This is a genomic window from Haloarchaeobius pelagicus (assembly GCF_051207375.1).
Lineage (GTDB): Archaea > Halobacteriota > Halobacteria > Halobacteriales > Natrialbaceae > Haloarchaeobius.
On sequence record NZ_JBPJZD010000001.1, the window covers coordinates 248,709 to 260,929 of the forward strand.

Annotated in this window: 10 protein-coding genes and 2 pseudogenes; 6 read left to right on the top strand and 6 right to left on the bottom strand. The window is 59.6% G+C overall.

The window, feature by feature from the left end:
* Positions 1 to 11: 11 nt before the first annotated feature.
* Positions 12 to 272 (bottom strand): hypothetical protein, encoded by a 261-nt coding sequence (locus ACSC1S_RS01405; protein ID WP_435362842.1) that lies wholly within the window; start codon positions 270 to 272, stop codon positions 12 to 14.
* A gap of 117 nt (positions 273 to 389) precedes the next feature.
* Here ACSC1S_RS01405 and engB point away from each other — a divergent pair, with 117 nt between their 5' ends.
* Together engB and ACSC1S_RS01415 are read left to right on the top strand one after the other, a co-directional pair.
* On the top strand, positions 390 to 1,007 hold the full coding sequence (engB, locus tag ACSC1S_RS01410) for a GTP-binding protein EngB (protein ID WP_435317013.1): 618 nt from the start codon (positions 390 to 392) through the stop codon (positions 1,005 to 1,007).
* An 89-nt stretch (positions 1,008 to 1,096) separates the two neighbouring features.
* Positions 1,097 to 1,543 carry an NUDIX domain-containing protein gene (locus ACSC1S_RS01415; RefSeq protein WP_435362843.1) on the top strand — a complete coding sequence of 149 codons (447 nt, stop codon included), beginning with the start codon at positions 1,097 to 1,099 and terminating at the stop codon, positions 1,541 to 1,543.
* Here ACSC1S_RS01415 and ACSC1S_RS01420 read toward each other — a convergent pair whose 3' ends face one another.
* A complete protein-coding gene (locus ACSC1S_RS01420; protein ID WP_435362844.1) occupies positions 1,544 to 2,023 on the bottom strand; it encodes a GNAT family N-acetyltransferase in 480 nt (159 codons plus the stop codon).
* A 337-nt stretch (positions 2,024 to 2,360) separates the two neighbouring features.
* Between ACSC1S_RS01420 and ACSC1S_RS01425 the strand changes: the two genes are divergently transcribed.
* Entirely contained in the window at positions 2,361 to 3,674 is a 1,314-nt protein-coding gene (locus ACSC1S_RS01425; RefSeq protein WP_435362845.1) for an outer membrane protein assembly factor BamB family protein, read from the top strand.
* Positions 3,675 to 3,686: 12 nt separating this feature from the next.
* On the opposite strand, the pseudogene ACSC1S_RS01430 reads toward ACSC1S_RS01425, so the two are convergent.
* Positions 3,687 to 4,644 (bottom strand): annotated as a pseudogene (locus tag ACSC1S_RS01430) (IS630 family transposase).
* A 248-nt stretch (positions 4,645 to 4,892) separates the two neighbouring features.
* On the opposite strand from ACSC1S_RS01430, the pseudogene ACSC1S_RS01435 reads away from it, so the two are divergent.
* Positions 4,893 to 4,979: pseudogene (locus ACSC1S_RS01435) on the top strand (IS5/IS1182 family transposase); the annotation flags it as partial.
* Between the two features lie 274 nt (positions 4,980 to 5,253).
* Complete coding sequence (locus ACSC1S_RS01440) at positions 5,254 to 5,808, top strand: GNAT family N-acetyltransferase (protein WP_435317019.1); 555 nt, start codon at positions 5,254 to 5,256, stop codon at positions 5,806 to 5,808.
* A gap of 106 nt (positions 5,809 to 5,914) precedes the next feature.
* On the opposite strand, the gene ACSC1S_RS01445 is transcribed toward ACSC1S_RS01440, so the two are convergent.
* Together ACSC1S_RS01445 and rdfA are read right to left on the bottom strand one after the other, a co-directional pair.
* Entirely contained in the window at positions 5,915 to 7,696 is a 1,782-nt protein-coding gene (locus ACSC1S_RS01445) for an archaea-specific SMC-related protein (protein ID WP_435362846.1), read from the bottom strand.
* Between the two features lie 168 nt (positions 7,697 to 7,864).
* Positions 7,865 to 8,590 carry a rod-determining factor RdfA gene (gene rdfA, locus ACSC1S_RS01450; protein ID WP_435362847.1) on the bottom strand — a complete coding sequence of 242 codons (726 nt, stop codon included), beginning with the start codon at positions 8,588 to 8,590 and terminating at the stop codon, positions 7,865 to 7,867.
* Between the two features lie 385 nt (positions 8,591 to 8,975).
* Between rdfA and ACSC1S_RS01455 the strand changes: the two genes are divergently transcribed.
* Complete coding sequence (locus ACSC1S_RS01455; protein WP_435362848.1) at positions 8,976 to 10,496, top strand: aldehyde dehydrogenase family protein; 1,521 nt, start codon at positions 8,976 to 8,978, stop codon at positions 10,494 to 10,496.
* Here ACSC1S_RS01455 and ACSC1S_RS01460 read toward each other — a convergent pair.
* On the bottom strand, positions 10,487 to 12,214 hold the full coding sequence (locus ACSC1S_RS01460) for a thiamine pyrophosphate-requiring protein (RefSeq protein ID WP_435362849.1): 1,728 nt from the start codon (positions 12,212 to 12,214) through the stop codon (positions 10,487 to 10,489). The two genes, ACSC1S_RS01455 and ACSC1S_RS01460, sit on opposite strands and share 10 nt — an antisense overlap.
* Positions 12,215 to 12,221: the final 7 nt, after the last annotated feature.

Genomic DNA, 12,221 nt, shown 5'->3' on the forward strand with positions numbered 1-12,221 from the left:
TGGGACGGGGGTCAGGGACGCAGGCCGCGAACCGTGCCCACCAGCCACTTCGTCGCCGGGAAGAGCCAGCGCTCGTGGCGGAACCGGTTGTAGCCGTGGATGGTCAGCCCGAGGAAGACGATGCCGGTGAGGAGTGCGGTGAACAGGAGGGCGGTCTCGGTCGGGAGGGCGTACGCGGCGACGAGGAACCCGACCAGCGCTGCGAGGGCCGCTGGCACCAGCGCGTCGATGACGCCGAGTGAGAGAGCAGCGAGCGATTCACCGAAGGCCATACCCCATCCCAGGGGCCTGGGTGTGATAGACCCAGCGTTCACAGTGAGTGCACACCGCGCAGGGAAGGGCCGACCGAACCAGACACGCTTTTCCCCGTCCCCGGGCTACGACCCTCCATGTTCGAGAACCGCCCGAACCGAGAGCACGAGGTCGTCCTGGTAGGGCGGTCGAACGTCGGCAAGTCGACGCTGATGCGCCAGCTCACCGGGCACCGCTTCGACACGGGTGGCAAGCCCGGTGTGACGCGCTCGCCGAACCACTACGACTGGGCACCCGAGGACTTCATGATAACCGACCTGCCGGGTTTCGGTTTCATGTCCGGGGTGGCCGAGGAGCAACGCGAGGCCATCAAGGACGACATCGTCCACTACCTCGAGGAGTACGCCGACAACTTCCTCGTCGGCGTCGTCGTGGTCGACGGCAAGAGCGTCATCGACATCATCGACCGCCACTCCGGCCCGGACTCCATCCCCTACGACGTGGAGATGTTCCACTTCCTGCAGGAACTCGGCGTCCCCACCGTCGTCGCGGTCAACAAGATGGACAAGGTCGACGACAAGGACGAACGCCTGAACGACCTCTGTGACCGTCTCGGCCTCTACCCGCCGTGGAAGCAGTGGCAGGACACCATCGCCCCCATCTCGGCGAAGCAGGGCCGTATCGACCCGTTCGAGCAGGCCGTCCGGTCCATCCTCCACGACCACAAGCGCGACGACCTGCTGAAGTTCTTCTGAGGCGGCCCCGCCGTTCCGGCCGGGCTGTTCAGGCCACCACGACTGCGATGGCCGATGGTGATAAGTCGTTGGCTGAAGACGACACTACGATGACATCTGGTGGGCGGTACGTGGTGAATGTCGAGGCGGCCATCTACAGCGGCGGGGAGTACCTGCTCGTCGAGCGTGCTCCCGCCGAGGACCACGCACCCGGGACCCTCGCCCTCGTCGGTGGGAAAGTCGAACGCACCGAGCACGACACGAGCGCGCTCGAGAGCACGGTCCACCGTGAGGTCCGCGAGGAGGTCGGGCTGTCGGTCACCGACCTGCAGTACGTCCAGAGCAACGCCTTCGTTACCGATTCCGGAGACCCCTGCCTCAACGTCGTCTTCCTGGCACGTCACGACGGTGGCGACGCCCACATCGCGGCCTCCGACGAGGTTGCCGCCCTGCACTGGCTCACACCATCGGCGGTGGAGAGCCATCCGGATGTCCCCGAGTGGACGGCTGCCTTCGTCGCGTTGAGCGACGAGCGACGCCGGGCTCTCGAGTGGTGACTACACGAACGTCTTCTCCATGAGTTTGACCGCCAGCTCGGCAGTGACGCCGTTCCTCGTGGTCTCGACCACATCGGCACCGGCCACGTCCCAGCCAGCCTGCCGGTAGAACGGGACCGCGTTCAGCGACGCCCACAGGTAACAGCCGTCGAGCCCGGCGTCCCTGGCCGTGCCCTCGAGGTGTGCCAGCAGCGCGGAGCCGACGCCTCGCCTCGCTGCCGCCGGCTTGACGTACACCGCCCGAACTTCGCCGTCGTCGACCGCCAGATGTCCGAAGCCCGCGACCTCGCCGTCGAGTTCCGCGACGACGAAGTGCTCGCCCGGCTCGTCGTACGGGTACTTCTCGGGGTCCTTCCGGCCAGCCCAGGCGAGCACCTGTCGGTCGTCGTAGTGGGTGCGCCCGAGTTCACGTGCCGAGGCCGCGTGCAGGCTGGCGACGGCAGGCATGTCTTCGTGCGTGGCCGGTCGGACGGTGACCATACGACCAGAGACGTGGCTCTGGGCCAAGAGTGCAGCGACCGTACAGGAACGGTTGCCCGACCGGTTCGCCGCTATCGGCCGAGCGTTCGAGAGTTGGTGGCTCGGTAGAATGGCTCGGAGAGGATAGACGGTTTCCGGTAGTCGTTGGATCGCTTGTAGTAACCTTCACCGAGGAGAACCTGCTACTCTCTTGTGCGGCTCCCTCGGTGAAGATGGACGACGAGACGATGACAGCGCCGAAAACGACGCCCGAGACCGGCACATCTATCCGACGCACTGCGAGCGTAGCATCGTCACCCACAGTTAATACCCGATGGCAGACATCTCAAACCAGACGATGGACCGACGCAGCGCACTCCGGACACTCGCCGTCGCGGGAGTCGCTGCTGTCGCGGGCTGCCAGACGACGGCCCAGCACGGGACTGGCAGTAAGACGACAGGGACGGCCACGGAGTCGGCGACAGCCACAGACACGTTTCAGACAGGCCGGTCAGTGTCGGGCTGGGAGACGTTCCGAGGTGACCACGGCCATACGGGCCGAGTCGGCGACGCCAGTGGACCCACGGGCTTGACCGAGCAGTGGGTGCAGTCGCTCCGGACGGTCGATACGCTTCGGGTCTCGGCGGCCGATGGAGTCGTCTACGCGGCGTCACGGGCCGGTGGAATCACCGCGTTCAGCGTGGCCGACGGTCGTCGGCTGGGCGGTGACCTCTCGGGCGGTCGGCCAGTGACGACAGAACCGGTCCTCACCGACGGATGGGTCGTCTTCGGGACCCGAGCCGGCGAGGTCGTCGGTGTCAGCCCCGGTGACGGCATCGACTGGACGATACAGGCACCGCGACCACAGAGCCACGAGGGGACCGGTCCACACCGGCTGGACAGCACGCCTACCGTCGACGAAGAACTCCATATCGGGTTCAGCGAGTATCCACCGTCGGCCGACGCGAACGGCGCGGTGGCCCGCGCAACCGTCGGCGATGAAGCGGGCTTCGCAGCCAACGGCTGGCCCATCGAGACGACGTATCCGATTCGAGCCAGTCCGACGAAATCCGATGGGTGGGTATACGTTCGTGACGGGCCGGACGTGCTCGCCGTCGACGCCGAGACGGGAGAGACACAGTTCCGGACCGCCGTCCGGTCACGCCCTCGGCGAGTCGGTCGGCTCGACCGAAGCCCGGCAGTCACTGCAGGGACGGTTGTCGCGGGCGGGGACACAATCGTCGCCCTCGATGCTGCCTCCGGTGACGAGCAGTGGACCGCACCCGTCGAACCCGTCGACGGCAGCGACCACACCCGCCAGGTGTACGGGGCGGCGATCGCAGACGAGACGGCGTACGTCGGGTCTGCAGACGGAGCGCTCCGCGCACTCGACCTCGGCACGGGTGAACTGCTGTGGTCCCTGTCGACATCGGTGCTCCGGTGGTCGCGACCAGCAGTCGGCCAGGACACGCTCGTCATCGCCGGGAACGAGGGATACGAGAGCGGTGGAACCCAGTACGTAGACAGAGAACGCGGTCTGGCGATGCTCTTCGACCGCGAGACTGGTGAGCAGTTGGCGACAGTCGAACGCGCAGGACTCGTCGGTAATCCTATCGTCGCCGGTACCCGGGCCGTGGTTCCGTTCGGAAACACCCTTGTCGGGTTCGAGTAACTCGAGTAGTCGTTAGAAATAGTTGCTCACTTTTGGATAGAGGTCTGGTCGAGAGTAGTGTCAATCGCTGTTGTGAGACCGTCGAGTGAGTCAAGAACCGGTTGCTCAGAGCTGCTTGCAACTGTCTCCAGCACTCTTCGACAGGGTTCAGTTCTGGTGGGTACGCTGGGAACGTGATGAAATCGCGGTCGCCACAGGCCGCCAGGTCCGTGACGGCCGACGCCTGAAAATACGGCGCTCTATCGAGCACCACTACCAAATAATATAAGAAATCTTAGTATGATACAAAATTGGGGTGTATAGCGTAATCGGCGGGAAATACTCGATGATCGCGTCCAGTAAACACGTCCAGTCGCGGTGCCCGGACAGTTCGACAGAGGACCGCGCGGAAACCACGCGGCACGCGGCTCGACTTGCACGGATTTCTTGGTTTGGTCGATACGGACTACGGTGGCGTCCATCTCCCGCCGCTTCTTTTGAACTCCTCGTGGAACGCTTCTCGATCGCGTTCGTCAGCCCCGGCGGCTGTTCGGCGAGGTTTTTGATAGCTCAATCCCGCTTCTTTCAGCAACCGCCGGCAACTCGGGATCGAGTACTCCACATCGAAGCTGTCTGCGAGATATTGTTGGGCGAGCGCCGGCGTCCACGCCGGCGCGTCGATACCGACTTCTTCGGGTGGCTCGTGAACAGCGCCCTCGAATTTTTCTTGCTGTACTGTTGAGAGCTTACGCTTTCTTCCAGTTCGTTTACTATCAGAAACGGCCGACTCAAGCGACTCGTCGGTGTCGAGGCGCTTGAGCCAGCTGTAGATCGTCCGCCGCTGAACGTTATACCACTCGGCCAACTCCGTCTGCGTCACACCGTTCTTGTATGCGATGGCTGCTAACAGCCGCTCTGTCGGCTTCTTCCCCTCCACATTGTCGAGAGCCCTTTGCAACTCTTCGATAGAGATCTCGTCGAGATGGTCCATTAACGACTGCAACACTATGTGAGCAAATAATTCTAACGTCTGCTATAGTAACGTGTTCACGTTGTCTGTTCGGTATTCCACGGGGTTTCTGACCTCACTGCTCGGCTTCTTCAGGGGGACGAGCCACCTTGCAATTGGGTCCAGGAATGGGTGTCTCACAGGTCAGTTCGGATACTGGGCTTCGCTCGCTTGACTGGGATTGAACGGTCGACGCGACTACGCCGGTCGAAACCTGAATAATCGCGTGTCGAACACTGAAAGCGACGACGCTCGTCGACACAGAAACGCAAGCTGTCCGCGACGTTCACTGTCCGACCGGGAAACCGAACGACACCTAACTCGGCTGGAACTGTCGTCCACACCATCAAGCGAGCTGTGACACAGTGAATTCAAGTGCGGCATGGCGATTCACCAGAGTCTATCGGGTATCTCTGGTTGTGTGCTCACCTACTTTCAAGTGAGGTTCCTATATCCTGAGAATGAACTGCGGCACTAATTCGATGCCAGACCGAATACTAACCTAGTAATATGGTAACAGACCGAACGGATCAGCCCCCAGGAACTGATACCGATGAAGCAAGTGCCCACGCTTGTCTGGCCTGGAGAAACATGGAGTGCTCCGGTACCCCTTACTGTCAGCCACGCTGCCCTCGGTATTTTGACCGAACCGGGACACCGATTCTCATTCAACCACCAGCAAGCAGCGACTGGGAGCCCTTGGCGGGGATGTACGAAACGATTGAATCCTCCACAATGGGCCTTCCACCGGTCACGAGGAGGCAGCTTGTGGACTGGCTCGATACCCTTCGTGAGCGCGGATGGAACCTTATCGCTCGTGAAGGTGAACAGATTGTGGGACACGTCAGCGTAAGTCCAGCAGAGGAGGTCACCCCAGAATTCGTTCTTTTCGTACACGACGACTATCAGGGCCGGGGGATCGGTACTGAACTGGTCAAGCAGGTAATCGCATATGCGACTACCAAAGAACACGAAGAATTGAGATTGACGGTCTCTTCTCGTAACCGCAAAGCCATCTCGGTATATACAAATGTTGGATTTGAGACCACCTCACAGGGTGCTGAACTTTCGATGAGATTTCCCCTCGACCACCCGAACGCTGAAACGGTGAAACTTCCCCCAGCCGACCGACTGCCCGACGAGTAGCAGTACTCAGGACGGGAGGGTATGAACACCGCTCTCGAGTTGCCCTCTACAATACAACGCTGGGCTATCAACCCGAATTCCTGATTTAGCCGAGGTTTTACCAGCCTTAATTCGTGGCGCTTACCGTCGAGTCGTCGGAAACAACGGTCCACTCGGCCGGATCAATCTCGTTGCCAGCGAACGACGACTGTTCGGGATATGCTGTACAGACTACACGCTCGGACCGGTCCTTGAGATAATCCACAAGTCGATGGAGGTTCCGATCGGTCAGGCCGCCAAGACTGTCGACCAAAATGACTGGAACCTGGTCGTCCACCTCGTATGCATCGAAGCCGGCCAGTGCAGCCACTATTCCAAGGAGGACAACCTCCCCTTCACTCAGTGCGTCGAGGGAAACCTCGCGTCCGTCTCTGGCGACGACGAGGTCGAAGTTCGGAGTTAACCGTGCGCTTTCGTAACTCGTGTCGAACTTGTCAACAATCTCAGAGATAGATTCACTGAAGGCTTCACGGGTTCGCTTTTTCATCGTTTCCCGACGAGAGCGCAGTTCCTGTATCTCATCAGAGAGCGATTCACGTTCTTTCTGGAGAGTCGACTTCTGCTCTGCACGGGATTTGAGCGATTTGATTTCTGACTCCAGGTCTGATATCTTTTCGCGCGTATACTTGATATCACTCTCAACCTCTGTCAGTTCGTCTTCTTGCTCGCTAACGGACTCAGACAGTTCAGCGACCCGCTCTTCTACCGATTCGAGCGAATCTCTCTTTCGTTCGAGGCTCTCCTGTCGTTCCTCTAGTCTACTCTCTAAATCACCGATGTCAGATTCAAGACGCTCTTTCTCCCTCCGCTTGGTTCGTTGTTCTTCCTTCTTCGATTCGAGTTCCCGCTTCTCTTTGCGGTACGCACTGACGTTCCGTTCGAGTTCACGAATCTGCTCCTGGATTGTATCGAGTTTCGCTGAAAGGTCGTCCCTGTCCGTATCTGACCCACAGAGCCAGCATTCGACTGAATCACCGAGGAGGCCGCGTTCGACACCTGATAGAAGCTCGACCCGGTCTTCATCGAGAACTCGTTTGTTTGCTGTGTACACTGTCCGGAGCAATTCGATGTCCCTTTCGCGATTGCTCACCTTCTCCATCAGCTGTTCCAGGTCTTCGTCTACGGCCGAATAATCAGGGACTTCAACATCGTCCAGGTCGGCCTGTTTGTCTTCGAGGCGGTCCTCGATGCGTTCGATGCTGCTCTCGAGTCGTTCGATCTGTCCCTTGATGCTCTCACGTTTTGCACGGGCATCGCTCAAATCGTCTCGACTACTGCCGGTTTCAGGTTCGTCGACCGACTCGCGCTTCGCTTCGAGTTCTGAGAGCTTGTCTTCGAGCTTCGAGAGTGATTTCTGTTTGCCCACCAGTTTCTGTCCGGCTGATTCTGCGTTCTGGAGTTCTCTATCGACCTGGTTTCGTTCGGTCTTCAGCTCGGCGATCTGGTCGTCGATGTTTTCCAGCTCGAGCGGCTGCGTTAGGAGTGATTCGAGATTGTCACCATTTCTGACGGCTTCTCGGATGGGATTCTTCTCGGTCAAGAAGGCGTAGAGTGATGCACATGTTCTGTCGTACGGGTCTTCCAGATAAGGTGTCCCGTTCCGGGAGACTCCGTTCCCCGTTTTGGTAAAGGAAAGCTCGACAGTCCGGTCGGAGGCGGTGAGCGTAACACAACCACTGTCTGCTCCATCTGTGAGGGGATTTCGCGTGCCCATGGCCGCTTCTATCGCGAGAATCAAACTAGATTTACCGCGCCAATTCTCGGCACGAACGGCATTCAGACCCGACTCGATGGTCGTTTCCCCCTCGAGGATGCCAGCGATGTTCTTGATATCAAGCTCCCAGGTCATATTTTCGTGTTGTCGGCGAGGCTCTTAAGCGTGTGCACGGTAAAATATATCACTATTCCACGTTTTCTTCAGCCCGATATAACCGGCCGAAGTGAAGCCGGCGAGACTGGAATTGACTTCGATAAGTCAACAAGTGGACCGATGCTGGCTGAGGGAACGCCGGCCGTCTCAGACGCCGAACGACGGCTCTTGCGTTTGATGGACGACAGGCGACCAGTGGAGGGATTTCCCCGACCCGGTTCCAATTTCGAGGGCCTTCTCTGCTTCCTCGACGGACCCGGATCGGTGTTCGGCACAGACATAGTTGCGGTTGAGTGCGACGTCGAGCGGGACGCGCGTCGGGCACTCCGAGCAGCAAAGCTGGAGCTTGATCTCGATGTCGATGTCCTGCTGGTCCTCGATTTTCCCCTTGGATTTGAAGGACTTGAGCGCCTCTCTCGCCTTCTTCTTACTACGCTCCATCGCGATATCGATGCTCTCGCGTTCCCAGTTGGTCTTCGCTGGTTGGGTAGCCTTGTCCGCTTCAAGGCAGTCCTTCAGGTGATTCCGCATCGTACTCCAGGAGATCATATCGTCCAGCAGTTCCTGCCCATCGATTCCCGCTGCGTCGAGTTCGTCGAGCAACTCCATCTTGACGATGTCGTCACCAGTGAGGGACTCGAAGTCGCTATCGACACGAACGCTCATCGTGTTCCGACCGGCCTGTTCGTACGCGGTTTTGAGAAGCCGCTTGTTGAACCACTCGGTGAGGGGCCGATATCCGACGGACGAATATGTGCCTCTTCCCAGCCATCGTGATATCAGCTGCTCGTCAAACTCTGTAGCGCTCCCGGTCGCGTTTAGATTGTACTTTTCGACGAGCGAACCAACTTTGCAACAAACCGAGCGAGTCACTACATAACTTTCGAGGACGGCCTTAATAAAGGTATCCTATTATTGCCATCTAGGTGTTCTTGAGCTCGTGCTCCGGTGTTGTTTCCGCTGTGACGCCAGGGCTCCGTATCTCAGTCCGGACCCTGCCCGGATTCATGTCGTCCTCGTCGACAAAATATATATCTCTGTTATTCTCTATACTCCTATGTTTTGTTGAGTGGCGCGTATCTGTCCCGTACTAAGTATACACAGGCGAAAACAATCACCAATAATTTGCTGTTTCGGTGTAGTGACGGACTGTAAAGGCACTTTCACTATGCGATTGTCTGATGGTTACAAAAACTCTGTGTTCAGGTACACGGGCAACTTATGGAAGAATTCAAGTTTAATTGACTATTCTGTTCGTGTGGTGTATCTGTTGGCTGTTGGGCCCATTCGAGACAGGGGATACGAAGAGACAGGTGATACGAATAATGAAGTAGAGCGCCAGTCAACAGGTACCATGCCAATCAGAGACGAGTACGGGCTGTACATCGATGGTGAGTGGCAGCCACGAGACAACCAGTTCGACGTACTGGACCCAGCAACGAACCAACCGCTGGTGAGCGTGGCAGACGCAACGGCGTCAGATGCCGAACTCGCCATCCAATCAGCTGGGAACGCATTCGAGGAGTGGAGCGCAGTCGATCCAGCCCAGCGTGGTCGGGTATTGTCTGCCATCGCGGATGAACTTCGTGACCATCACGGGGAACTCGCACAGATCGAATCGATGGAGACTGGCCGACCGATAGCCCAATCCCGGGGCCGAATCACGGGTGGCATCGGGTTCTTCGACTACTTCGCCGGTCTGGCCGACAAGATCGAAGGGGAGACGATTCCGATCGACGGCAAACGCCACAGTTTCACCATCCGTGAACCACTCGGGGTCACAGGCCATATCGTTCCGTGGAACTCGCCGACCGTCCTCGCCTGCCGGAGTTTCGCGCCTGCGCTCGCCTGTGGAAACACGGTCGTGGCGAAACCGTCACTGGAGGCTCCACTCACCGTGATGCACATTGCTGAGATCGCGACGAAAGCGGGGCTTCCCGCCGGCGCACTCAATGTCGTACCTGATTCCGATGCCGCCGCCGGCAAGGCCATCACGGAGAGTGAGACCGTTCGTGGCATCAGTTTCACGGGGTCGCGCTCGGCTGGCAAACAGGTCATGAAAACTGCGGCGGAAACGCTGACACCGGTCGACCTCGAACTCGGTGGAAACACCCCCTGTCTCGTGTTCCCGGACGCGGACATCGACGACGTCGTCGAAGACACCATCGCTTCCTACGACAACGCGGGCCAAATCTGTTTCACCATCTCCCGCTTTTTCGTCCACAGAGACGTATACGATGTATTCACCGCCGCTTTCGTCGAGGCGATCGAAGCCCTCGAAATCGGTCCATGGCAGGAAGAGCCCGACATCGGCCCGGTCATCTCCAGAGCGTCCGTAGATCGCCTCGACACGTACGTAACGGAGGCAGTCGAGAATGGTGCTCGTCTCCTCGCAGGTGGTGAGACACCACGCGAACGGGGTAACTTCTACGCACCAACCCTGTTGGACAACGTCGAAGATACCGCACCGATAGTTTGTGACGAACTGTTTGGCCCAGTGAAGACCCTCCACCAGTTCGACACCGAGGCCGAAGTCATTCGACGCGCAAATGATACAGACTATGGGCTGTATGCGTCGATCTGGACCGACGATGTCGGTCGGGTCCACCGGCTCATCGACGCGATGGAAGCCGGCGTCGTCGTGGTCAACGAATTCCCGATTCTGGCTCCCCAGACACCGTTCGGGGGCTACAAGGAGAGCGGTATCGGCCGAACGAAAGGAAAACAAGCCATCCACAACTTCACGCAAGTCAAGAACGCGACGATAAGCTACGAATGATGGCTAGCTGAGTCGAGCCGGATGTCGAGTACTGCCGGAATCCCGCCGTCGACGGCCTCGATGGCGGCTCCAAGCGCATCGCGAAGTTCGGTTTCCGTCGCCACGGTGTTCGTGTAAGACTCGACAGTTTTGGCAGCCGCGGTGAGGTTCGGCGCGGGGTCGAAAGTCCGTTCGTCGAGTCCCTCGGTCCCGACGACGCCGTCCGGATACTGGCTGAGCGTCGCTTTCTCGACCGCGTTCCAGCCGCCGTTGTTGTAGATCACCGTCAACGTCGGCGCATCTGCGGCGGCAGAGAGCCAGGCGGAGACAGCCGGGTGTGTGAACAGGTAGGAACCATCCCCGACGATAGAGAGTACTCGCGAGTCGGGGCTGGCTAGCTTTGCGCCAACGGCGGCACCGCCGGCCCAGCCGAGTCCCGCCCCACCCTTGGAGAGATGGCCGACCCCAGGCCGGACTGAAAGGTAGTTTCGAATCGCGCCCATCGAGGTGACTGCGTCTTCGACGACGATGGTCGACTCGTCGAGGGCCGAGTTCAGGACGTCAGTTGCCACCTCCGGTGTCAACGCGGTAGCGTCCCGGTGGGATTTGAGGATTGCAGCCTGCTGCCGCTGTCGTTCTTCGGTGAACTGTACGAACTGTTCGGACAATTCGGGACCGCCCGCTGCCGTCTCGGCCAGACGAGCGAACGTAAGTGACGGGTCGGCCGCGACCCGGTAATCGACTCGGAAGTTCCATACCGGGAACGTCCGCTTCGTCGGTTCGGTGTCGACCTGCACGACGAGAGTATCGTCCGCGGGTTCGCCATGTTTCGGAATCCACGGGATGTCGACACCAGCAAGCAAGAGCAGGTCGGTCGTCTCGAAGACGGCGCTCGGATCGAAGCCCAGGTGGTTCGGATGGTCTCGGGGGAACCCGACGCGGGTCGATGCGTGTTCGACGATACCTGCCCCGGTGCGCTCTGCGAACGCGGTGAGTGCATCAGGGTCGCAGCTCCCACCCGTGATGACGACCGGTGCGTCCGCCGCATCGACCACCTCCGTCAGGGTCGCGAGTGACTCGTCGCTGGGTCCTGGTGGAGCAGGAATGGTAACCTCGCGTTCCGAGCCGAGTTCGTCCGGGCGGAACCGGGCCTCGAGTGCCTCTCGTGTTGCGGTCAGATACACCGGTCCCTGTGGTGTGTCCTGTGCTCGTTCCAGGCCACGAACCACCTGCTCTGCGGGGTCGGCTGGCGGTCGGTACTCTTCTGTCCAGCGACAGTATTCGCGGACGATGCCGGTCTGGTCGAACACGTTCTGGTGATAATGGACGAAGTGGTTTCGCGCCCCGAGATACCGGTCCTCCGAGACGGGGGCCAGCCCGCATGCGACAAAAACCGGCACCTTCGCCCGGTGCGCGTTGTGGATCGCAGCGCCGAGGTTCTGTGTCCCCACGTCTACGTGTACAAGGACGACCTGTGGGTCACCCGAGACGGCGGCGTAGCCGTGCGCAGCGCTCATCGCGACGAACTCGTGCGGGCATACGACCACTTCGGGCATTGCATCAGCGTCCCCCTGGTTTCGGAGTCGAGCCATCGCTTCCAGGAGAGGGGCGTGGTCGGTGCCGAGGTTGGAGAACACGTACTCGACACCGTGTCGTCGCCACGCCCGTAGCATCCTCTCGGCAGCACTCACCACGGCCGCCTCATCGATATCTGCCGCTGGCTCCTCGGGAATCTCCATAGATGGA

Bases quoted from the DNA above. Each gene is read 5' to 3' on its own strand.
- ACSC1S_RS01440 (WP_435317019.1), top strand. From the start codon at position 5,254: ATGGAGTGCTCCGGTACCCCTTACTGTCAGCCACGCTGCCCTCGGTAT.
- ACSC1S_RS01460 (WP_435362849.1), bottom strand. From the start codon at position 12,214: ATGGAGATTCCCGAGGAGCCAGCGGCAGATATCGATGAGGCGGCCGTG.
- ACSC1S_RS01445 (WP_435362846.1), bottom strand. From the start codon at position 7,696: ATGACCTGGGAGCTTGATATCAAGAACATCGCTGGCATCCTCGAGGGG.
- engB (WP_435317013.1), top strand. From the start codon at position 390: ATGTTCGAGAACCGCCCGAACCGAGAGCACGAGGTCGTCCTGGTAGGG.
- ACSC1S_RS01415 (WP_435362843.1), top strand. From the start codon at position 1,097: ATGACATCTGGTGGGCGGTACGTGGTGAATGTCGAGGCGGCCATCTAC.
- ACSC1S_RS01425 (WP_435362845.1), top strand. From the start codon at position 2,361: ATGGACCGACGCAGCGCACTCCGGACACTCGCCGTCGCGGGAGTCGCT.
- ACSC1S_RS01405 (WP_435362842.1), bottom strand. From the start codon at position 272: ATGGCCTTCGGTGAATCGCTCGCTGCTCTCTCACTCGGCGTCATCGAC.
- ACSC1S_RS01420 (WP_435362844.1), bottom strand. From the start codon at position 2,023: ATGGTCACCGTCCGACCGGCCACGCACGAAGACATGCCTGCCGTCGCC.